At 75.9% G+C, this 20,357-nt stretch carries 19 protein-coding genes; 12 read left to right on the plus strand and 7 right to left on the minus strand.

The genetic code is table 11. The annotated features are described in order from the left end of the window. The first annotated feature begins 40 nt into the window (after positions 1-40). From ACFYPD_RS24610 to ACFYPD_RS24640, 7 genes are read left to right on the plus strand one after another with little or no spacing between them, the layout of a single operon-like run. On the plus strand, positions 41-814 hold the full coding sequence (locus ACFYPD_RS24610; protein WP_387117804.1) for a TetR/AcrR family transcriptional regulator: 774 nt from the start codon (positions 41-43) through the stop codon (positions 812-814). A gap of 4 nt (positions 815-818) precedes the next feature. Further along, on the plus strand, positions 819-1,307 hold the full coding sequence (locus tag ACFYPD_RS24615) for a YbaK/EbsC family protein (protein WP_387117807.1): 489 nt from the start codon (positions 819-821) through the stop codon (positions 1,305-1,307). Continuing rightward, positions 1,304-2,035, plus strand: coding sequence for a monooxygenase (locus ACFYPD_RS24620; RefSeq protein ID WP_387117810.1), 732 nt, complete (start codon positions 1,304-1,306; stop codon positions 2,033-2,035). The genes ACFYPD_RS24615 and ACFYPD_RS24620 overlap by 4 nt, the downstream gene beginning before the upstream one ends. Further along, positions 2,032-2,616 (plus strand): GNAT family N-acetyltransferase, encoded by a 585-nt coding sequence (locus tag ACFYPD_RS24625; protein WP_387117812.1) that lies wholly within the window; start codon positions 2,032-2,034, stop codon positions 2,614-2,616. Before ACFYPD_RS24620 ends, ACFYPD_RS24625 begins: the two co-directional genes overlap by 4 nt. Positions 2,617-2,671: 55 nt before the next feature. Beyond that, complete coding sequence (locus tag ACFYPD_RS24630; protein WP_387117815.1) at positions 2,672-3,484, plus strand: carotenoid biosynthesis protein; 813 nt, start codon at positions 2,672-2,674, stop codon at positions 3,482-3,484. Next, entirely contained in the window at positions 3,481-4,608 is a 1,128-nt protein-coding gene (locus ACFYPD_RS24635; RefSeq protein WP_387117818.1) for a glycosyltransferase, read from the plus strand. The genes ACFYPD_RS24630 and ACFYPD_RS24635 overlap by 4 nt, the downstream gene beginning before the upstream one ends. 11 nt (positions 4,609-4,619) lie before the next feature. Next, positions 4,620-6,107: a phytoene desaturase family protein gene (locus tag ACFYPD_RS24640; RefSeq protein ID WP_387117821.1), complete on the plus strand. Its 1,488-nt coding sequence runs from the start codon at positions 4,620-4,622 to the stop codon at positions 6,105-6,107. A gap of 18 nt (positions 6,108-6,125) precedes the next feature. Here ACFYPD_RS24640 and ACFYPD_RS24645 read toward each other — a convergent pair whose 3' ends face one another. After that, positions 6,126-6,815 (minus strand): CDP-alcohol phosphatidyltransferase family protein, encoded by a 690-nt coding sequence (locus tag ACFYPD_RS24645; RefSeq protein WP_387117824.1) that lies wholly within the window; start codon positions 6,813-6,815, stop codon positions 6,126-6,128. 44 nt (positions 6,816-6,859) lie between these two features. Then, a complete protein-coding gene (gene metF, locus ACFYPD_RS24650; protein WP_387117827.1) occupies positions 6,860-7,777 on the minus strand; it encodes a methylenetetrahydrofolate reductase [NAD(P)H] in 918 nt (305 codons plus the stop codon). A 228-nt stretch (positions 7,778-8,005) separates the two neighbouring features. Here metF and ACFYPD_RS24655 point away from each other — a divergent pair, with 228 nt between their 5' ends. Together ACFYPD_RS24655 and ACFYPD_RS24660 are read left to right on the plus strand one after the other, a co-directional pair. Beyond that, on the plus strand, positions 8,006-9,487 hold the full coding sequence (locus tag ACFYPD_RS24655; RefSeq protein ID WP_387117830.1) for a helix-turn-helix domain-containing protein: 1,482 nt from the start codon (positions 8,006-8,008) through the stop codon (positions 9,485-9,487). A gap of 10 nt (positions 9,488-9,497) precedes the next feature. Beyond that, entirely contained in the window at positions 9,498-10,580 is a 1,083-nt protein-coding gene (locus tag ACFYPD_RS24660; protein ID WP_387117833.1) for a polyprenyl synthetase family protein, read from the plus strand. 104 nt (positions 10,581-10,684) lie between these two features. On the opposite strand, the gene ACFYPD_RS24665 is transcribed toward ACFYPD_RS24660, so the two are convergent. Continuing rightward, positions 10,685-11,077, minus strand: coding sequence for an Rv2175c family DNA-binding protein (locus ACFYPD_RS24665; RefSeq protein ID WP_387117836.1), 393 nt, complete (start codon positions 11,075-11,077; stop codon positions 10,685-10,687). A 143-nt stretch (positions 11,078-11,220) separates the two neighbouring features. On the opposite strand from ACFYPD_RS24665, the gene pknB reads away from it, so the two are divergent. Both pknB and ACFYPD_RS24675 read left to right on the plus strand, forming a co-directional pair. Continuing rightward, a complete protein-coding gene (gene pknB / locus ACFYPD_RS24670; protein WP_387117839.1) occupies positions 11,221-13,203 on the plus strand; it encodes a Stk1 family PASTA domain-containing Ser/Thr kinase in 1,983 nt (660 codons plus the stop codon). Next, the gene (locus ACFYPD_RS24675; protein ID WP_387117842.1) at positions 13,200-14,084 is read left to right on the plus strand and encodes a deoxyribonuclease IV; all 885 of its coding nucleotides are present in this window, start codon (positions 13,200-13,202) and stop codon (positions 14,082-14,084) included. The genes pknB and ACFYPD_RS24675 overlap by 4 nt, the downstream gene beginning before the upstream one ends. A 42-nt stretch (positions 14,085-14,126) precedes the next feature. Here ACFYPD_RS24675 and ACFYPD_RS24680 read toward each other — a convergent pair whose 3' ends face one another. From ACFYPD_RS24680 to ACFYPD_RS24690, 3 genes are all read right to left on the minus strand, one after another. Further along, entirely contained in the window at positions 14,127-15,155 is a 1,029-nt protein-coding gene (locus ACFYPD_RS24680) for a threonine aldolase family protein (RefSeq protein ID WP_387117844.1), read from the minus strand. 108 nt (positions 15,156-15,263) lie between these two features. Then, positions 15,264-16,670: a class II 3-deoxy-7-phosphoheptulonate synthase gene (locus ACFYPD_RS24685; protein ID WP_387117846.1), complete on the minus strand. Its 1,407-nt coding sequence runs from the start codon at positions 16,668-16,670 to the stop codon at positions 15,264-15,266. A 114-nt stretch (positions 16,671-16,784) separates the two neighbouring features. Continuing rightward, positions 16,785-17,279 (minus strand): hypothetical protein, encoded by a 495-nt coding sequence (locus tag ACFYPD_RS24690; protein WP_387117848.1) that lies wholly within the window; start codon positions 17,277-17,279, stop codon positions 16,785-16,787. Between the two features lie 240 nt (positions 17,280-17,519). Here ACFYPD_RS24690 and ACFYPD_RS24695 point away from each other — a divergent pair, with 240 nt between their 5' ends. Further along, positions 17,520-18,509: a helix-turn-helix domain-containing protein gene (locus tag ACFYPD_RS24695; protein WP_387117850.1), complete on the plus strand. Its 990-nt coding sequence runs from the start codon at positions 17,520-17,522 to the stop codon at positions 18,507-18,509. A 69-nt stretch (positions 18,510-18,578) separates the two neighbouring features. Here ACFYPD_RS24695 and ACFYPD_RS24700 read toward each other — a convergent pair whose 3' ends face one another. Next, complete coding sequence (locus ACFYPD_RS24700; protein WP_387117852.1) at positions 18,579-20,222, minus strand: glycosyl hydrolase family 18 protein; 1,644 nt, start codon at positions 20,220-20,222, stop codon at positions 18,579-18,581. Positions 20,223-20,357 lie beyond the last annotated feature (135 nt).

Here is a 20,357-nt window from a genome sequence, read left to right on the forward strand (position 1 = left end):
AGAGTACTCTAGACACATTTTCGAGCCGAGGACAAGAGGGGTGACCGTGGAGACCGGTGGCGTCGACAAACGCCGGCTGTTCGAGCTGCTGTGGGGCACACCGACCGGCCCCCGGCGCGGGCCGCGCCCCACCCTCACGCTGGCCGCGATCGCCCGCGCCGGCATCACCATCGCCGACGCCGACGGACTCGACGGGCTGACCATGCAGCGGGTCGCCGAGTCGTTAAACGTCACCAAGATGGCGCTCTACCGGTACGTGCCCGGCCGCGCCGAACTGGTGGCGCTCATGCTGGAGACGGCGGTCGGCGAGCCGCCCCCGCCGCCGGCCGGGGCCGACTGGCGCGGCCAGCTCGACGACTGGACCCGGCAGCTCTTCGACCGGTTCCGCCGGCACCCGTGGGCCCAGGCGGCGACCGTCGGCCCCCGGCTGCCCGGCCCGAACGAGCTGGCCTGGCTGGAACGGGTGGTCGCCGCCCTCGCCGGCGCCGGGCTGACCGGCGCCGAGCAGCTCGACGTCGCGGTGCTCCTGGTCGGGCACGCCCGCAACCTGGCCCAGCACGCGGCGCCGGACGACGCGCCCGGCGCGGGCCGGGAGGCCGCCTTCGGCGTCCTGGTCCGCGGCCGGGAGGAGCGGTTCCCGGCGCTGGACGCCGCCCTGCGCGGCATCGACCCGGAGGCCGCCGACGCGGCCCTCGACTTCGGCCTGGCCCGGATCCTCGACGGCATCGACGCGCTCATCACCGCCCGCGCCGCCACCGGCCCCGGACACCCGGGCGGGGCGCACAAGCGTGGTCCGGTCGACCGGGAAGAATGAGGGCATGCAGCCACACCCGAACGTGCAGGCCGTGCAGCGGGCCCTCGACGACGCGGGCGCGCGGGACGGCTCCGGCGGCCCGAGCCAGGTCCGCCTGCTGCCCGAGGCCGTGCACACCGCCGCCGCGGCGGCCGAGACGCTCGGCGTCGGAGTCGGCGCCATCGCCAACTCGCTCGTCTTCGACGCCGACGACGCGCCCCTGCTGGTGCTCACCTCCGGCGCGCACCGGGTGGACACCGCCGGGCTGGCCGCGTCCCTCGGGGTCACCCACCTGCGCCGGGCCACCCCGGAGTTCGTCAAGCGGCACACCGGGCAGGTGATCGGCGGGGTCGCCCCGGTCGGCCACCCGCGGCCGCTGCGCACCCTCGTGGACACCGCGCTGGCGGCGTACGACGAGGTGTGGGCGGCCGGCGGCGTGCCGCAGGCGGTCTTCCCCACCACGCACGCCGAACTGCTGCGGCTCACCGCCGGCACCCCGACCGAGGTGGCGTGACCCCGGGACTCGTCACGCTGCACGTGTGGCGGATCCCCCGGACGGCCGTCCCCCGGGCGCTGGCCCGGATGGCGACCCACCCGGCGCGGCTGCGCCGGATGCCCGGCGTCCGGTTCGCCAAGCTGCTCGGCACCGGGACCGGCACCGGCTTCGGCCCCGGCGACGCCGACCTGACCCGGTGGGCCGCACTGGTGGTGTGGGACTCCCCCGCCGCGGCGGCCGGCTTCGACGCCTCCCCGGTCGGCCGCTCCTGGGCCCGGCTCGCCCGGGCCGCCGTCCGGGTGGAGCTGCGCCCGCTGACCAGCCGGGGCGAGTGGTCCGGCCACCGGCCGTTCGGCGAGCCGTCCGGCGGCCGGGTCGCCGGGCCGGTGCTGGCGCTGACCCGGGCCCGGCTGCGGGCCCGCCGGGCGGTCACCTTCTGGCGGGCGGTCCCGCCGGTCGCCGCCGCCCTGCACACCGCGCCCGGGCTGCTCGCCCGGTTCGGCGTCGGCGAGGCCCCACTGGGCTGGCAGGGCACGGTGAGCGTGTGGCGCGACGCCGCGGACCTCGTCGCGTTCGCGTACCGTCACCCGGAGCACCGGGCCGCGATCACCCGTACCCCCACCGAGGGCTGGTACGCGGAGGAACTGTTCGCGCGGTTCGCGGTGGCCGACGTGGTCGGCGACCGCGCGGTGCTGGGATGGGCCGCCCCCGAAGGCGATCCGGAAACGGCGAGAGGGAACGCATGAGGTTGGTGCGGTGGACGCCGGACGATCTGGTCCGGCGGCTGGACGACGTGGTGGCCGTCTACGGCGAGGCGATGGGCTACCGCGCTGACCTGCTGGAGGCCCGGCGCGGCTACATCGCCACCCACGTCCGCCGGCCCGGCTTCCGCGCCGTCGCCAGCCTGACCACCGAGGGGCGTCTCGCCGGATTCGGGTACGGCTACCTCGGCGCCGCCGGCCAGTGGTGGCACGACCAGGTGCACCGCGCGCTGGACGGCGAGGCCCGGCAGCGCTGGCTGACCCACTGCTTCGAGGTGGTCGAGCTGCACGTCCGCCCGCCCGCGCAGGGGCACGGCCTGGGCGCCGGCCAGCTGCGCGCGCTGCTCACCATGGCCGAGGGGAGCACCACCCTGCTCTCCACGCCGGAGGCCGACGAGCAGAAGTCCCGGGCCTGGCGGCTCTACCGCCGGTTCGGCTTCGTCGACATCCTGCGCCACTTCCACTTCCCCGGCGACGAGCGGCCGTTCGGCGTGCTCGGCCGGGACCTGCCGCTGCCCCCGCCCAGCCCCGGCGGCGCCCCGGCCCCGGCCCCGGACACGCCGTGAGCGCGAGGAGTGAGCCGGGGTTGCGAGCCCCGCAGTCGCGAACCAAGGGGACGCCGTGAGCCGTGGCCGGCTGCCCTGGGCGCTGCTGGCCGTCCTGGTCCTGGCCCAGATCTGCTACCCGCTCACCGGCGGCGCGACCCGGGCCGGGCTGACCGTGGCCACCGTCGGGCTCGGCTGGCTGCTCTCCGTCGGGCACGCCCTGCTCAGCCGGGGTACGCGCACCGCGCTCGCGCTGGTCGCCGTGGCCACCGGCGGCGGCTTCGCGATCGAGGCGCTGGGGGTGGCCACCGGCTTCCCGTTCGGCAGCTACGACTACTCCGGCGAGCTGGGCCCGAAGCTGGCCGGGGTGCCGCTGGTCATCCCGCTGGCCTGGACCTGGATGGCCTGGCCGGCCTGGCTCGCCGCGGTCCGGCTCACCCGCTCCCGCCCCGGCCGGGTCGCCCTCGCCGCGGTCGGGCTGGCCGCCTGGGACCTCTTCCTCGACCCGCAGATGGTGGCCGAGGGCTACTGGCGCTGGCGGGACGCCACCCCGGCCCTGCCCGGCCTGCCCGGCATCCCGGTCAGCAACTACCTCGGCTGGCTGCTCTTCGCGGTGCTCCTGACGGCCGCGCTGCGCCCGCTCGCCGGGCCGGCCGTCGACCGCACCGACGGGCGGGACGCGCCGATGTTCGCGCTCTACCTGTGGACGTACGCCTCCAGCGTGCTGGCGCACGCGGTCTTCCTCCGGCTGCCCGCCTCGGCGGCCTGGGGCGCGGCCGGGATGGCGGTGGCCGCCGTGCCGCTGGCGGTGACGCTGCTGCGCGCCCGCCGGCACCGGGCCGGTGGCGGGGTGGCGGAGCCGACCCCCCGCGTCGACGCGCCGGCATGATCCCCGCGCTGGTCCTGGTCGCGGCGGTCGCCGCGCTCACCGCGCACACCATCGTCAACGCGACCGCCTGGTTGCGCCGCCCCGACGCCGGCCCGGTCGAGGTCACCGAGGCGGTGGCGGTGCTGCTGCCGCTGCGCGACGAGGCCGACCGGGTCACCCCGTGCCTGCGCGCGCTGCTCGCCCAACGCGGCGTGCCGGAGCTGCGGATCGTGGTGCTCGACGACGGCTCGACCGACGGCACCGCCGACGTGGTCCGCGCGGTGGCCGGCGACGACCCCCGGGTCACCCTGCTCACCGGGGTCGCCCCGCCGCCCGGCTGGCTGGGCAAGCCGCACGCCTGCTGGCAGCTCGCCACCCGCACCGACCCGGCCCCGACCGTGCTGGCCTTCGTCGACGCCGACGTGGTGCTCACCCCGTACGCGGTCGCCGCGGCGGTGACCGGGCTGCGCGCGGCGGGCGCGACGCTGCTGTCGCCGTACCCCCGGATCCTGGTGCGGACGGCGGCCGACCGGCTGGTGCAGCCGCTGCTGCAGTGGTTGTGGCTGACCTTCCTGCCGCTGCGCGCGATGGAACGCTCGCCCCGGCCGTCCCTCGCGGCGGCGGGCGGGCAGTTCCTGGTCGTGGACCGGGCCGGCTACCTGCGGGCCGGCGGGCACGCCGCGGTCGCCGACCGGGTCCTGGAGGACATCGAGCTGGCCCGGGCGGTGAAGCGGTCCGGCGGCCGGATCGCCCTGGCCGACGGCTCCCGGCTGGCCGCCTGCCGGATGTACGACAGTTGGCCGCAGCTGCGTGACGGCTACACCAAGTCGCTCTGGGCCTCCTTCGGGCACCCGACCGCCGCCGCGGTGGTGGTGGCCCTGCTGCTCCTGCTCTACACCGCTCCCCCGCTGGTCGCGGCCGGCGCCCTGGCGGCTGGCGCGCCCGCGACGGCCGGGCTCGCGCTGGCCGCCTATCTGCTCGGCGTCGCCGGCCGGGCGGTCAGCGCCCGGGCGACCGGCGGGCGTGCCTGGCCCGACGCGCTGGCACACCCCGTATCGGTCGTGGTCCTCGGTTGGTTGACCCTCCGGTCGTACCATCTGCGGAAGCGGCGCCGGCTCACCTGGCGGGGTCGCCCGGTCGGCTAGGAGGGGGTGGCATGGCGCGGATCGTGGTCATCGGCGCCGGCGTGGGCGGGCTGGCCGCCGCCGCCCGGCTGGCGGTCACCGGGCACGAGGTCACCGTCCTCGAACGGGCCGACACGGTCGGCGGCAAGCTCGGCCGGCACCGGCACGACACCCCCGAGGGGTCGTGGCGCTTCGACACCGGGCCGAGCCTGGTCACCCTGCCGCAGGTGTTCCACGACCTGTTCGAGGCGACCGGCGCGAAGCTCGACGAATACCTCGACCTGGTGCCGCTGGACCCGATCGTCCGGCACGTCTTCCCCGACGGCGGCCCCGCCCTCGACTCGTGCGCCGACCCGGCCGAGTTCGCCGCCCGGATCGGCGCGGCGTTCGGCGACCGGGCCGCCGCCGACTGGCAGCGGCTCTGGCGGCGGGCCGGCCGGGTGTGGGCGGCCTCGCACCGGGACGTGCTGCGCCGCACCGTCGACTCCCCCCGCGACCTGGCCGCGCTGGCCTGGCGGCTGGGCGACCTCGCCGCCATCGGCCCCGGCCGCACCCTGCGCGGGCTGAGCCGCCGGCACCTGTCCGACCCACGGCTGCGGATGCTGCTCGACCGGTACGCCACCTACACCGGCGCCGACCCGCGCCGCGCCCCGGCCGCGCTGGTCGCCGTCCCCTACGCCGAACTGGCGTACGGCGGCTGGTACCTGCGCGGCGGGCTGGGGACCCTGGCCGACGCGCTGCTGTCGCGCTGCCTGGACCTCGGCGTCGTGGTGCGGACCGGCGCCACGGTCACCCGGATCGACGCGGCCGGCGGCCGGGTGCACGGCGTACGCCTCGCCGGGGTGGCCGCACCCGTCCCCGCCGACGTGGTGGTGGCCAACGTCGACGCGCTGACCGTCTACCGGGACCTGCTGCCCAGCCCGCGCCGACTCGCCGGGCTCACCGACCGCAGCCTGGCCGGTTTCGTGCTGCTGCTCGGCGTGCGCGGCGACTCCGGGCTGGCCCACCACACCGTCTTCTTCCCGCGCGACCACGACGCCGAGTTCGACGCGGTCTTCGGCGACCCGGGGCGGGGCGTCCGGGCCCGGCCCGCGCCCGACCCGACCGTCTTCGTCACCGTGGCCGACGACCCGGCGGTCCACCCGGACGGGCACGAGGCGTGGTTCGTGCTGGTCAACGCGGCCCGGCACGGCACCGCCGCGGGCGCGGTCGACTGGCGGCGGCCGGGGCTGGCCGAGGCGTACGCCGACCGGATCCTCGACGTGCTCGCCGAGCGGGGCGTGGACGTGCGGGACCGGCTGGTGTTCCGGGAGATCCGCACCCCGGCCGACCTGGACGCGGCGACCGGCGCGCCGGGTGGGGCGATCTACGGCACCGCGGGCGGGCTGCTCCGCCCGGCCAACCGGGGCCCGGCGGCCGGGCTCTGGCTGGTCGGCGGCTCCAGCCACCCCGGCGGCGGCCTCCCCATGGTCGCCCTGTCGGCGGAGATCGTCGCCGACGCCATCGGCCCGGCCTGGTAGGTCCCTGCCGGGCGGGGGTCAGCCGGCGTCGACCAGGGCGCGGCGGACGGCGGAGAGCAACTGGCCGAGGCCGAAGCCGGCCAGCAGCACCCAGACCGTGGTGGCCATGGTGATGGTGCCGGCGGTCAGGTCGGCGTCGATCAGCCCGGTGAGCCCGGCGACCACCAGCCCGACCAGGGCCACGCACACCCGGGTGGGACGCTCCCCCACGGTCACCGCCCCGATCTCCCGCATTCCGGCGGAGACCGCCCGCGCCCGCACGTACTCGTGCAGCCAGGACAGGCCCCCGGCCGCGGCGACCAGCGCGCCGGGCGCGCCGAGCAGCCAGAACGCGGTCAGCCAGGCGGCCTCGCCGAGCCGGTCGGCCACCGAGTCGTAGACGTAGCCGAGCCGGGTGGTGCGGTTGGTCGCCACCGCCACCGCGCCGTCGACGCTGTCCGCCACCGCCGCCAGCAGCACGAACAGCGCGCCCAGGAACGGCCCGTCGCCCACCCGCCCCACCAGCAGGGGTACGCAGATGCAGAGCAGCACCCCGACCACGGTCACCGGGGTCGGGCCGACCCGCAGCCGCCCCAGGATGTAGCCCAGGTGGTAGGCGAAGCGCAGCCAGGCGCGGACCACCGGCGCGGCCACCCGGGGGTCGAAGCCGCCGTGCAGCCGCGCCCACGCGGTCGCGTACTGGTCCCAGTTCAGCTGTGTGCCCACCACGGATCAACCGTAGAAGGGCGGCGCCGGTGTCGTGGGCCGGCTGGTCACACCCGCGCGTCGGCGCGCAGGCGCTGCCAGACCTCCCGGGTGGCGGTGGACCGGTTGAGGGTGATGAAGTGGATCCCCGGCACGCCCTCGTCCAGCAGCTTCGCGCACATCTCGCCGGCCTGCTCGATGCCGAGCCGGCGGACCGCCTCCGGGTCGTCGGCCACCGCGGCGAACCGCTCCGCGAGGGCCGGCGGGAACGGCGCGCCGGAGAGCTGCACGGACCGCTCGATGGTGCCCAGCTGGGTCACCGGCATCACCCCGGCCAGGATCGGGGTGTCGCAGCCGGCGGCGGCCACCCGGTCGCGCAGCCGCAGGTAGTCGTCGGCGTCGAAGAACATCTGGGTGATCGCGAACTCGGCCCCGGCCCGGCATTTGCGGACGAAGTGCGCGGTGTCGCTGGCCACGTCGGGCGAGCGCGGGTGCTTGTAGGGGAACGCGGCCACCCCGACGCTGAAGTCGCCGGCGTCCCGCACCAGCCGGACCAGCTCCTCGGCGTACCGCACGCCCTCCGGGTGCTCGACCCACTCGCCGCCCGGGTTGCCGGGCGGGTCGCCGCGCACGGCCAGCACGTTGCGCACCCCCACCGAGGCCAGCCGGCCGATGACGTGCCGCAGCTCGGCGACCGAGTGGTCGACCGCGGTGAGGTGCGCCATCGGCAGCAGGGTCGTCTCGGTGGCGATCCGCTCGGTCACGGCGACCGTGGTGTCCCGGGTCGACCCGCCCGCGCCGTAGGTGATCGAGACGAACGAGGGGCGCAGCGACTCCAGCTCGCGGATGGCCTGCCAGAGCAGGCGTTCCCCCTGCGGGGTCTTCGGCGGGAAGAACTCGAAGGAGAAGGTGGGCTGGCCGTCACGGATCAGCTCCCCGATGGCCGGCTGGGGATTGGGGAGGACCGAGGGAAGACCGAGCGCCACGGATCGACTGTAACCGGCGGGTCCGGGCCGACCCAGGATCTTCCCAGCCCGCGAGCACGAGCGCGGCGGAGCGTCGTACCCCGGGGGTAGGAAGGGGGCAGCGCGGTGGGGCCGGCCGGTGGCCGGTCCCGGGGGGCCCGCGCGGGGGTCGCCACGATCGGCGACGCGCCGGTCCGGCACCGCCGGGCGTCCGCGTCGCCACCCGCGCCGTCGCCTCGGGAGGACCCGATGACCCCGTCCCCGCCACCCGGCCCGCGCCTGCTCGGGCCGCTCCTGGCCGAGCTGCGGGCCGCTCGCGGCTGGAGCCAGCAGCGGGTCGCCGCCGAGCTGTGCGCCGCCGCCGGCGTGCCGACCCTGACCCGGCACGAGGTGTCCCGGTGGGAGCGGCAGCGCCGGCTCCCCGGCGACTTCTGGTCCGGCTGGCTGGCGGTGGTCCTCGGGGTGCCGGGTGAGCTGCTCGCCGAGGCCGCCGCGCGCAGCCGCCGGCTCGGGGCGGTGCCGGCCGCCGTCGATCCGGCCGGCTCCCGCGCCCGGCTCGCCCTGCTCACCCTGGCGCACCGCTGGGCGGCCGACCCGTCCGGTGGCACGCTGGGCGGTCCGCTCGCCGGCGTGGGGCCGTCCGGGCGACCGTCCCCGCCCGGGCCGGCGGCCGACCCGGGTGCCCCGGCCCGGCATGCCCGGGTCCACCACGCCGCACCGCCGGGCCGCGACGGTCCGCCGGGCGGCGACGGTCCGCCGGGCGGCGGCGAGCTGGCCGAGCTGCGGCGCTGGGACGACCTGCTGGGCGGGGCCGACCTGGCCGGGCACGGCGCCCGCCGGCTACGCCATGCGGCCCGGGGCTACCGCGCGGCCGGGCCCGGCGGCCGCCGCCGGCTGCTGCCGGCGCTCGCCGAATCCGCGCAGCTGGCCGGCTGGCTGGCCGCCGACGCCGGGGACCTGACCGGCGGGTTGGTCGCCTACCGGCTGGCGCTGCGCGCCGCGGTGGCCGCCGGGGACCCGCCGCTCGCCGGGCACGTGCTCGGGTCGGCCAGCCACCTGCTGGCCGGCGCCGGGGACCCGGCGGGCGCGCTGACGCTGGCCCGGATCGGCTACGCCGGCTGCCGCGCCGCCGCCTCCCCCGGCCTGCGGGCGCTGCTGCTGCACCGGGTGGCCCTCGCCGCCGCGCTCGCCGGCCGGCCGCGCGCCGCCGGGCAGGCGCTGGCCGGGGCCGCCCGGGCCGGCGCTCCCGACCCGGGCCGGGAGCCGCCCTGGCTGTACTGGCTCGACGAGGCCGAGCTGGCGGCGATGACCGGGCGCACCCTGGTCGCGCTGGGCCGCCCCGGGCCGGCGGTGCCGCTGCTCCGGCCGGCGGCCGGCGCGCGGGGCCGGCCGCGCCGGGCCGCCGTCTACGGCGGCTGGCTGGCCCGGGGCTACCTCCAGCTCGGCGAGGTCCCGGGAGCCTGCGCGGTGGCCGGCGCGGCGCTGCTCGACGCCGTCCGGTCCGGCTCGCCCCGGGCGGTCGGCCAGCTCACCGAGGTGCGCCGCGGGCTGGCCGCGCACCCGCACGAGCCGGCCGCCCGGCGCTGGGCGGGACTGTTCGCGGCGGCCCGCCCCTACCTGCCGGTCGGCCCGCCGGGCGGATCCGGGGCGGCGCGGGCCCGCCGGCCCGGGTCGACATCGCGCGCGGCACGCCGGGACGGCGGTCGGGCACGACCGGCGGGGACCGGCTAGCGTCGTCGGCGTGACCCACGCTGCTCCCGTGTCCCCCGTCGACCGCGCCGGTCTCCGCCAGCGGATCGACAAGGCCCTCACCGAGTTCCTCGCCGGCCAGCGCGGCTGGCTCACCACCCTCGACGACGGCCTGGTGCCCGTCGCCGAGGCGATCGAGGCGTTCGTGCTGGGCGGCGGGAAGCGGCTGCGCCCGGCCTTCGGCTACTGGGGCTACCGGGGCGCCGGCGGGGTCGACTCCGACCAGGTGGTCGCCGCCCTGGCCGCGCTGGAGTTCGTGCAGGCCAGCGCGCTGATCCACGACGACCTGATGGACCGCTCGGACACCCGCCGGGGCGAGCCGGCGGTGCACCGGCGGTTCGCCGCCCGGCACCGCGCGGCCGGCTGGAGCGGCGACCCGGACGGGTTCGGCGACGCGGCGGCCATCCTGCTGGGCGACCTCTGCCTGGTCTGGTCCGACGAGCTGCTGCACTCCGCCGGCCTGGACCCGCGCACGGTGGCCCGGGCCCGGCCGGTCTTCGACGAGATGCGCACCGAGGTGACCGTCGGGCAGTACCTGGACGTGCTGACCCAGGCCACCGGGGACACCTCGCTGGAACGGGCCGGCAAGGTAGCCCGCTACAAGTCGGCGAAGTACACCGTCGAGCGGCCGCTGCTGCTCGGCGCCGCGCTGGCCGACGCCCCGGCCGAGGTGCACGCGGCCTACTCGGCGTACGGGCTGCCGCTGGGCGAGGCGTTCCAGCTCCGCGACGACGTGCTGGGGGTGTTCGGCGACCCGGAGCGCACCGGCAAGCCGGCCGGCGACGACCTGCGCGAGGGCAAGCGGACGTACCTGGTGGCCGCGGCCCTCGAGGCACTCGACGACGCCGGCCGGGAGCTGCTGCTCGGCGGGCTCGGCGACCCGGGGCTGGACGCCGCCGGGGTGGCCCGCCTGCGCGAGCTGATCACGGCGAGCGGCGCGCTGGAGCGCACCGAGCGGCGCATCGCCGCCCTCACCGAGAGCGCCCTGGCCGCCCTCACCACCGTCGACCTGGACACCGAGGCCCGCCAGTCCCTGGTCGACCTGGCCATAGCCGCCACCCGCCGAACCGACTGACCCGGCCCCTTCCCGGCGCCACCCGGACGATCATGAGGTTGGCGGCGAAGTCGATCTCGGAAAGTGCCGCAAACCTCATGATCGACGGGCTGGGGCGGGGCCGGTCAGAAGCCGAGGGCCTGGGCGCGGCGCTTGACCTCGCGGGCCTGGTCGCCGGCGAGGGCGGCGGCCGGGGTGGCGCCCGCGAGGGTGGGGTCCTCCTGGTAGAGCCAGCGCAGCGCCTCCTCGTCGTCGTACCCGGCGTCGGCGAGCAGGTTGAGCACGCCGGGCAGGTGCTTGAGCACGGTGTGGTTGGCCACCAGGTCGGCCGGGATCCGGCGGACGCCGTCGCGGCGCACCGCGAGCAGATCCCGGTCGCGGATCATCTGGTGCACCTTGCTGATCGAGAGGTCGAGGCGCTCAGCCACGTCCGGCAGGGTCAGCCAGCCGGCCGGGTCGGTCGGTCCGGGCAGGTCGGCCCCGGTGGTGGCGCTCTCGGCGGGTACGGAATCGGTCACCCGACCACCCTGCCACGTGCCCTGCGGGGCCGGTCGGCGGCACCCCGTACCCCGCCGGACGCGTGCGCGGGTGCCGCCGCGTCGGATGCCGGCTGTAGCATCCTGTTCAACCTTCACCCTCCCGACACATAGACTGCCTGCCGATGGACACACAGGTCGCCGACACGTTGCTGGGCTCGCTGATCGACGGGCGCTACCGCATTCGCGGTCGCGTGGCTCGTGGCGGCATGGCGACCGTGTACACCGCCACCGACGAGCGCCTGGAGCGCACCGTGGCGGTCAAGATCATTCACCCGACCCAGGCGCCCGAGGCCCGGGCCCGGATGGCCGGCTTCGTCGAGCGCTTCACCGACGAGGCGAAGACCATCGCCCGGCTCACCCACCCCAACGTGGTGGCGGTCTACGACCAGGGCAGCCACGCCGGCCTCCCCTACCTCGTGATGGAGTACGTGCGCGGCCGCACCCTGCGCGACGTGCTCGCCGAGCGGCGCCGGCTCAACCCGGACGAGGCGCTGGCCATCGCCGAGCAGATGCTCGCCGCGATCGCCGCCGCGCACCGGGCCGGCCTGGTGCACCGCGACGTCAAGCCGGAGAACGTGCTGGTCGCCGAGGCGCCCAACGGCGGCACCACCAGCCTGGTGGACAGCGTGGTCAAGGTGGCCGACTTCGGGCTCGCCCGCGCGGTCGAGGCGAGCGCCGAGGAGGAGAACGGCAACCAGCTCATGGCCACCGTGGCCTACGTGGCGCCGGAGCTGGTCTCGCACGGCCACGCGGACCCGCGCACCGACGTCTACTCGGCCGGCATCGTGCTGTTCGAGATGCTCACCGGCCGGGTGCCCTACGACGGCGACCGCCCGGTGGAGGTCGCCTGGCAGCACGTCGACCGCGACGTGCCGGCCCCGTCGACCCTGGTGCCGGCGCTGCCCCCGGTCCTCGACCAGCTGGTCGCCCGGGCCACCCGGCGCGACCCGGCCGCCCGCCCGGCCGACGCCGGCGCGCTGCTGACCGAGGTGCAGGCCGCGCGGGACGAGTTGGGCAACGTCAACTCGCACACCGCGGTGCTGCGGCAGGTGGGCGACGAGACGAGTGTGCTCGCGCAGCCCACCATGGTGGTGGCGGCGGTCCGCCCGGCCGAGCGCCCCGCCTGGGCCCGGCTGCCCGAGGGCGGCGCCCAGCGCACGCACCGCCGCCGCGCCGTCGAGGACGAGGGCCTGGGCGGCCGGCTGGCCGGGCTGCGTACCCGGGTGATGGGCTCGCCACGCGGCCGGCTGGCGGTCGCCGCGGCGGCCGTGGTGCTCGGCCTGGTGGCCGCGGTGGGCGGCTGGTGGTTCGGGGTGGGCCGCTACACGGTCGCCCCGCAGCTCGTGAGCCTGACCAAGGTCGACGCGGAGACGCAGGCCACCCGAGGCGGCTTCACCCTGCGCTACGCCGATCCCCGCTACGACGAGAAGATCCCCAAGGACACGGTGCTAGGCCAGGACCCGGTCTCCGCCACCCGGATCGTCAAGGGCGGCACGATCACCCTGACCCTGTCGCTCGGTCCGGAGCGGCTCCCGGTGCCCGACGTGGTGGGCAAGGACTTCGAGCTGGCCCAGGCCGAGCTGACCGACGCCAAGCTGGTGCCGGTCAAGGGCAGTTCCCGCTACGACGACGCGCTGCCGGCCGGGGTGGTGCTGGCCACCGACCCGAAGGTGGGCACGGTGGTCAAACCGGGCGCGAAGGTGACGGTGGTCCTGAGCAAGGGCCGCGCGCCGGTGACCGTGCCGAACCTGGTGGGCAAGAGCCTCACCGACGCCCGCGGCATCCTCGCCCGGCTGGGGCTGACCCCGGTCGAGACGTACAAGGACTCCGACAAGCCGAGGGACGAGATCCTCGGCCAGAGCCCGGCCGACGGCACCGGCGTGGAGAAGGGCACCCAGGTCAAGCTGGACGTCAGCAAGGGCCCCGCCCAGGTGCCCGTCCCCCGGGTGGTCGACCTGCCGTGCCAGCAGGCCAAGCAGGTGCTGGAGAGCCAGGGCTTCCCGGTCACCATCCAGCTCAACCCGAACGGGGTGGCCCGCTTCCAGAACCCGGGCGAGAACACCCCGGTGCCGCCGGGCACCCCGGTCACGGTGACCTGCCTGTGAGCGAGCGAACCGTGGGGCTCAGCAGCACGCGACGGCGGGTCGGCTCGCACACCCCCACCTCCGGCGGCCTGGCCAAGGCGGCGCTGCCCTACGCCGACGCGGCCGCCTCCGAGGCGGTGCAGGTCTACGTCTCCAACTCCCGGGGCTGGGCGCTGCCGGCGGGTGACCCGAAGCAGGACGTGCTGTTCCGGGACGGCTGCGGCGAGCGCGGCCTGCCGGCCTTCATCCACGCCTCGCTGCTGGTCAACCTCGGCTCCCCCACCCCGGCCACGGTCGAGCGGTCGGCGGAGACCCTGGCGCACGCGCTGCGCCGGGGCCGGGCCATCGGCGCCGAGGCCGTGGTGTTCCACGCCGGCAGCGCCGTCGACGCGGGCCACGCCGAGGCGGCCATGCGGCAGGTCCGCGAGGCCCTGCTCCCGCTGCTGGACGAGGCCGCGGCCACCGGCGGGCCGATGCTGCTGGTCGAGCCGAGCGCCGGGGGCGGCCGGTCGCTGGCCTCCCGGGTCGAGCACCTGGGCCCCTACCTCGAGGCGGTGGACCGGCACCCGATGATGGGCGTCTGCTTCGACACCTGCCACGCCTGGGCGGCCGGGCACGACCTGGCCGCCGAGGGCGGGATGACCGCCACGCTGGACGCGCTGGTCGCCGCGGTGGGCGCGGACCGGCTGAAGCTGGTGCACGCGAACGACTCGAAGGACCTGTGCGGCTCCACCCGGGACCGGCACGAGAGCATCGGCAAGGGCACCATCGGCGAGCCCGCGTTCGCGGAGCTGATGCGCCACCCCGCCACCGCCGGCGTCCCCGTCCTGGTGGAGACCCCCACCGAGAAGCACGTGGGCCACGCCGCCGACATCGCAACCCTCAAACGCCTCCACCCCTGAGGCCCACCCGGGCCCAGCCGGGCACCCAGGTGGGCCGGCGGGTCAGGCGCGGAGGAGGTTGGTCAGGATCTCCGCGGCGTGGTCGATCTGGGCGTCGGAGACGTCCATGTGGGTGACCAGGCGGGCGGTACGCGGGCCGAGCACCGAGATCAGCAGGCCCTGCGCCCGGGCGGCGGCCGCCAGGGCGGGCGCGTCGAGCGGGTGCTTGGCCAGGTCGAGCGGGACGATGTTGGTCCGCACCACGGTCGCGAGCACCCCGTACGGGGCGACCGCCTCGGCCAGCCGGGCGGCCTTGGCGTGGTCCTCGGCGAGCCGCTCGACGTGGTGGGCCAGCGCGTGCCGGCCGGCGGCGGCCAGGATGCCGACCTGCCGCATCCCGCCACCCATCCGCTTGCGGACGAACCGCGCCCGGGCGATCTTCTCGGCGCTGCCGACCACCAGCGAGCCGACCGGGGCGCCGAGGCCCTTGGAGAGGCAGACCGAGAGGGTGTCGAACAGCCCGCCGTACTCGGCCAGCGGCACCCCATCGGCGACGTGCGCGTGCCAGATCCGGGCGCCGTCGCAGTGCAGGGCGAGACCGTGCTCGTCGGCGACCCGCCGCAGCTCACGCAGGGTCGCGAGGGGGATCACCCCGCCGCCGCCCCGGTTGTGGGTCTGCTCGACGGCGATGGCCCGGGTCGGCACCGCGAAGTAGCCGTCCGGCCGGACCATCCCGGCCACCACCTCGGGGTCGACCTCCGCGCCCACCGCCGGCCAGGTCCGCGAGGAGATCCCGCCGTACGCCGCCGCGGCGCCGATCTCGTACGTGACCACGTGCGCGTCGGCGTCGCAGAGCAGCTCGTCCCCGGGCGGGACGACAAGCTGGAGGGCGATCTGGTTGGCCATCGAGCCGGTCGGGGCGAACAGCGCCGCCTCGTGCCCGAAGAGCGCCGCGACCTCGGCCTCCAGCGCGGCGACGGTCGGGTCCTCCCCGTAGACGTCGTCGCCGACCTCGGCGGTCGCCATCGCCTCCCGCATCCCGGCGGTCGGCCGGGTCACGGTGTCCGAACGAAGATCAACAAAGTCAGCCATTGTCATCCTTTCGGCTGCCGACTGCGGGGCTCGCAAGCTCACTCCTCGCGTCAGCCACTGCCATTCTTTCGGCTGCCGACTGCGGGGCTCGCAAGCTCACTCCTCGCGTCAGCCACGGAGCATCTCCGCAACCAGGAAGGCCAGCTCCAGCGACTGCTGGGTGTTCAGTCGCGGGTCGCAGGCGGTTTCGTACCGGTCGGGCAGGTCGAGGTCCTCGATGCCCTGGGCGCCGCCGAGGCACTCGGTGACGTCCTCGCCGGTCAGCTCGACGTGCAGGCCGCCCGGGTGGGTCTCCAGGCCGCGGTGCACCTCGAAGTAGCCGAGCACCTCGTCGACGATCCGGTCGAAGTGCCGGGTCTTGTAGCCGTTCGAGGACTCGTGGGTGTTGCCGTGCATCGGGTCGCACTGCCAGACGACCTTGGCGCCGGCGGCGGTGACCTTGGCGACGATCGGGGGCAGGGCGTCCCGGACCCGGTGGTTGCCCATCCGGCTGATCAGGGTGAGCCGGCCGGGGACGTTGTCCGGGTTGAGCTTCTCGCAGAGTTCGATGGCCTCGTCCGGGGTGGTGGTCGGGCCGAGCTTCACCCCGATCGGGTTGGCGATGCGGGAGATGAAGTCGAGGTGCGCGCCGTCGAGCTGCCGGGTCCGCTCGCCGACCCAGAGGAAGTGCCCGGACAGCCCGTACGCCCGGTTGCCGGAGATCCGGGTGAGCGCCCGGTCGTACTCCAGCGCCAGCGCCTCGTGGGAGCAGTAGAGGGTGACGGTGCGCAGCGCCTCGTCGTCGGTCATCCCGCAGGCGCGGATGAAGGCCAGCGCGCGGTCGATCTCCCGGGCGATCGCCTCGTAGCGCTCGCCGGCCGGGGACTGCTTCACGAAGCCCTTGTTCCAGTCGTGCACCGCGTGGAGATCGGCCAGCCCGCCGGCCAGGTACGCCCGGAGCATGTTCATGGCGGCGGCCGAGTTGGCGTACGCCCGGATCATGCGCTGCGGGTCGGCGACCCGCGCCGCCGGCGTGGCCTCCAGCGAGTTGATCATGTCGCCGCGGTAGGCCGGGAGGCCGCGCGCGTCGGTCGGCAGCGACCGGGGCTTGGTGTACTGCCCGGCGACCCGGGCCACCTTGACCACCGGCAGCGACGCGCCGTAGGTCAGCACGATCGCCATCTGGAGCAGGGTGCGGGCGTTGGCCAGCAGGTGGCTCTCGGTGTTGTCGGCGAAGGTCTCCGCGCAGTCGCCGCCCTGCAGCAGGAACGCCTTGCCCTCGCAGACCAGCGCCAGCCGCTGCCGGAGCTGGTCGACCTCGTAGGGGGCGACCACGGACGGCACGGTGTCCAGCACCTTGCAGACCTCGGCGACCTGCTCCTGGTCCGGCCAGGGCGGGGTCTGCGCGCGCGGCAGCTCCCGCCAGCGGTCCAGGCCGAGGGCCGCGTCCTCGGCGGAGTCGACGGTCGGACGACTGGTCTGGAGCCCCGGGCTGCCCACGGCGGGGTGACTCAGCTGATGCCACTCATGGCGCATGGGAGAAAGCGTACGGCGACGGCCGGGGCGGCCCGCCGCCGAGGGGGACGGTTCCGGTGGTTGGGAGATCAGCGACACACTCCGGGACCGCCGCAGGTCGGGGCGGGTGCGGGGTCAGGGGGTGATGCCGGGCTCCGGGGTGTTGCCGCCCGGCGCCTCGCCGTCGATGCACCAGTCGGCGCCGGTGCGGGTGACGGTGAACAGCAGCGAGCGGGTGGCCTTGCGGGACCCGACGGCCACGGTGACCGACGTGGTCACCTCCTCGCCGCGCGGGCCGGACCGGACGTCGGTGATGGTGGCCTGCGGGACGGTGAAGTGGTCGGCGAAGTCGCCGTTCGGCCCGGTGGCGGCGGCGTCGAAGGCGGTCTGCATGGGCGCGCAGAGCTGGCTGCGACCGGCGTCGACGTCCTTGGCCGCCATCGCATCCAGGTACGCCTGGACCCGCTCCCGGCTCTTGGCCGCCGCCTCCTCGGCCGGCGCCCGCTGGGACTGGCTGGCCGGGCTGCCCGGGGCGTCGTCCCCGCCGCCGAGGCCGCAGCCGGCCAGCGTGACCGGCAGGAGCGCGAGCAGGGCCGCGCCGGCCACCGCCCTCGGGTGCGTCAGGCCCATCGGTCCCCTTCCATCGGCGCGGGCATCGGGACATGCCGAGCGGCGAGTCTGTCACATCGACGTCGCCGGATGCCGGCCCGCCGGGCCGCCGAGCGGCGGCGGCCACCGGATCCTCGACGACCCTGCCATCCTCGCCCGGATCGCCCCGGCCGGCCAGGGCGGCACGCGGACCGGCGTCCGGGCCCGCGGGCGAATGGACGCCGGGCCGGCCGGCAACGACAATGGCGTACCCCCAAGGAGGTGACGGTCATCCTCGCCGTGGCAACGGTCGACACCGCCGGGTTACCCCCGGCCGAGCGGTTCGACTTCTGGCAGGACGTCGTGGCCCGTGAGTCGGTGGCCGCGCGGATCAGCAGCGCGCACGCGGCCGACTTCGCCGCCTCGGCCCGGGCCGTCGACCTGGGCGTGGTCCGGATCGGCGCCTGGCGGTACCCGTCGCTGGAGCTGGCCCGTACGCCACGGCTGATCCGCAGCTCGGACCCGGAGCTCTACCAGCTCGCCCTGCCGCTGAACGGCCACGGCGTGGTGTCGCAGCAGCGGCGGTCGGGCCGGCTCGGCCCGTCCGGTTTCGCCCTCATCGACACCGTCCGCCCGCACGGCTCCCGGCACGCCCCGGACCGGGCCGCCGACCCGCTGGAGACGCTGACCGTCCTGGTGCCGCACCGGGCCCTGCCGCTGCCCCCGCGCCGCGCGGCGGCGCTGCTCGCCGCGGACATCCCCGCCGACGCCGGGATGGGCGCCCTGCTGGCCAACTTCCTGCGCCGGCTGGTGGCCCACCCCGAGCAGTACGCCGCCTCGGACGCGCCGCGGCTCGACCGGATCGCCCTGGATCTGATCGCCGGCACCCTGGCCGGGCAGCTGGAGGCGGAGCGGGAACTGCCCGTCGAGGTGCGGATCACCGGCCTGCTGGCCCGGGCGGAGGCGTGGATCCGGCAGCACCTGGCCGATCCCGGGCTCACCCCGGCCGCCGTGGCGGAGGCGCACCACCTCTCGGTGCGCGCGCTGCACCGGCTCTTCGAGGACGCCGACACGAGTGTGGCGGCACTGATCCGCACCGCCCGGCTGGAGCGCTGCTTCCGCGACCTGGCCGACCCGCGGCTGCGGCACCTCGCCGTCCACCAGGTGGCCGCCCACTCGGGCTTCCGCGACCGGGCACACTTCAGCCGGGCGTTCCGTGCCGCGTACGGGCTCTCGCCCCGGGAGCACCGGGCCCGCAGCATCCGTACCTGAACGAAAACCGTGCGGGGAGGGGCCGGTGCGGCCCCTCCCCGCCGGGTGGGTGGTGCGTCGGCCCTCGGCTCAGCCGAGACCGCCCTTGATGGCGCCGATCAGCTCACCGTTGCTGGTGTCTCCGGAGAGCTCCCAGAAGAACGCGCCACCGAGGCCCTGGTTTCTCGCGTAGGTCATCTTGCCGCCGATGGTCGCCGGGGTGTCGTAGCTCCACCAGTTGCTGCCGCACTTGGCGTAGGCGGTGCCGCCGACCGTGCCGGTGGCCGGGCAGCTGTTCTTGAGCACCTTGTAGTCCTCGATGCCCTGTTCGTAGGTGCCGGGCGCAGGGCCGGTGGCGGTGCCGCCGGGGGCGCTCTGGGTCACGCCGGTCCATCCCCGGCCGTAGAAGCCGACGCCGAGCAGCAGCTTGTCCGACGGCACGCCCTTGGACTTGAGCTTCTGGATCGCCGCGTCGGACCAGAAGCCCTGCTGCGGGATCCCGGTGTAGGAGTAGAGCGGGGAGTGCGGCGCGGTCGGCCCCTGGGCGTTGAAGGCGCCGAAGTAGTCGTACGTCATCGGCATGAGCCAGTTGAGGTACGGCGTGGCGCCGGCGTAGTCGGTCGCGTCGATCTTGCCGCCGTTGCTGCCGTCCGCGGTGATCGCCGAGGTGACCAGGAAGTTGGCGCCGAACTTGCTCCGCAGCGCGCTGACCACGTTCTTGAACGCGTTCGGGCCGCTGGTGTCGCACTGGAGGCCGCAGGCGTTCGGGTACTCCCAGTCGACGTCGATGCCGTCGAAGACGTCCGCCCAACGCGGGTCCTTGACCAGCGCGTAGCAGGAGTCGGCGAACGCGGCCGGGTTCTGCGCGGCCTGGGTGAAGCCGGCCGACCAGGTCCAGCCGCCGAAGGACCAGAGCACCTTCAGGTTCGGGTACATCTTCTTCAGCTTGCGCAGCTGGTTGAAGCTGCCGCGCAGCGGCTGGTCCCAGGTGTCGGCCACGCCGTCGACGCTGTCCGCCGCGGTGTACGCCTTGTCGTAGTCGGCGTAGCTGTCCCCGATGCTGCACCGGCCGCCGGTGGTGTTGCCGAAGGCGTACAGGATGTGGGTGAGCTTGGCGGCGGACCCGCTGGTGTGGATGTTCTTCACGTGGTAGTTCCGGCCGTAGACGCCCCACTCGGCGAAGTAGCCGACAACCTTCTTGCCCCCGGTCGGCGGGGTCGTGGTGGGCGGAGGCGTGGTCGGCGGGGTGGTCGTGGGCGGCGTCGTGGTGGGCGGCGTCGTCGTGGGCGGCGTCGTCGTGGGCGGCGTGGTCGTCGTCGGAGGAGTGCCGCCGCCGGAGCAGGACGCGCCGTTGACCGTGCAGTTCACGGGCGCCTTGTACGCCCCGGTGCCGTTGTAGCCCCAGCTGAAGCTGGCGCCCGCGGCGAGCGGGCCGGCCCAGCTCTTCTTGACCGCCACGTAGTGGTTGCCGCTGCTGGTGACGTCGGCGTCCCAGGAGCTGCTGATGGTGGTCCCCGCGGGCAGGTCGAACTCGATGCGCCAGGTGTTCACGCTGGCGCTCGTGCCGTTGGTGATGGTCACCTTCGCCTCGTGACCGGTCCCCCAGTCCTGCACCTTGGTGAACGTGGCGGTAACGCTGCCCGCGGCGGAGGCGGTCGCCATCGGCACCGCCGCGACCGCGAGCGCGACCACGGCGCCGGTGGCCCAGAGGGCCCGGCGGAGCGATGTCTTCATACGGCGTCTCCCCAAACAGTTAGGAAACTTTCCAGATTGGATGCTGAGACGCTACTCACGCGTCACCACTTCGTCAAGATGTAGATACATCGATTCATCGGGTCCGGCGTCGGTCGGCCCCCGCGGCCCCGTAGC

This window comes from Micromonospora sp. NPDC005299 (assembly GCF_042872345.1).
Classification (GTDB): domain Bacteria; phylum Actinomycetota; class Actinomycetes; order Mycobacteriales; family Micromonosporaceae; genus Micromonospora.

Coding starts and splice junctions, on each gene's coding strand:
- ACFYPD_RS24635 (WP_387117818.1), top strand. CDS start 3,481: ATGATCCCCGCGCTGGTCCTGGTCGCGGCGGTCGCCGCGCTCACCGCG.
- ACFYPD_RS24700 (WP_387117852.1), bottom strand. CDS start 20,222: ATGAAGACATCGCTCCGCCGGGCCCTCTGGGCCACCGGCGCCGTGGTC.
- pknB (WP_387117839.1), top strand. CDS start 11,221: ATGGACACACAGGTCGCCGACACGTTGCTGGGCTCGCTGATCGACGGG.
- ACFYPD_RS24685 (WP_387117846.1), bottom strand. CDS start 16,670: ATGCGCCATGAGTGGCATCAGCTGAGTCACCCCGCCGTGGGCAGCCCG.
- ACFYPD_RS24690 (WP_387117848.1), bottom strand. CDS start 17,279: ATGGGCCTGACGCACCCGAGGGCGGTGGCCGGCGCGGCCCTGCTCGCG.
- ACFYPD_RS24640 (WP_387117821.1), top strand. CDS start 4,620: ATGGCGCGGATCGTGGTCATCGGCGCCGGCGTGGGCGGGCTGGCCGCC.
- ACFYPD_RS24655 (WP_387117830.1), top strand. CDS start 8,006: ATGACCCCGTCCCCGCCACCCGGCCCGCGCCTGCTCGGGCCGCTCCTG.
- ACFYPD_RS24680 (WP_387117844.1), bottom strand. CDS start 15,155: ATGGCTGACTTTGTTGATCTTCGTTCGGACACCGTGACCCGGCCGACC.
- ACFYPD_RS24625 (WP_387117812.1), top strand. CDS start 2,032: ATGAGGTTGGTGCGGTGGACGCCGGACGATCTGGTCCGGCGGCTGGAC.
- ACFYPD_RS24615 (WP_387117807.1), top strand. CDS start 819: ATGCAGCCACACCCGAACGTGCAGGCCGTGCAGCGGGCCCTCGACGAC.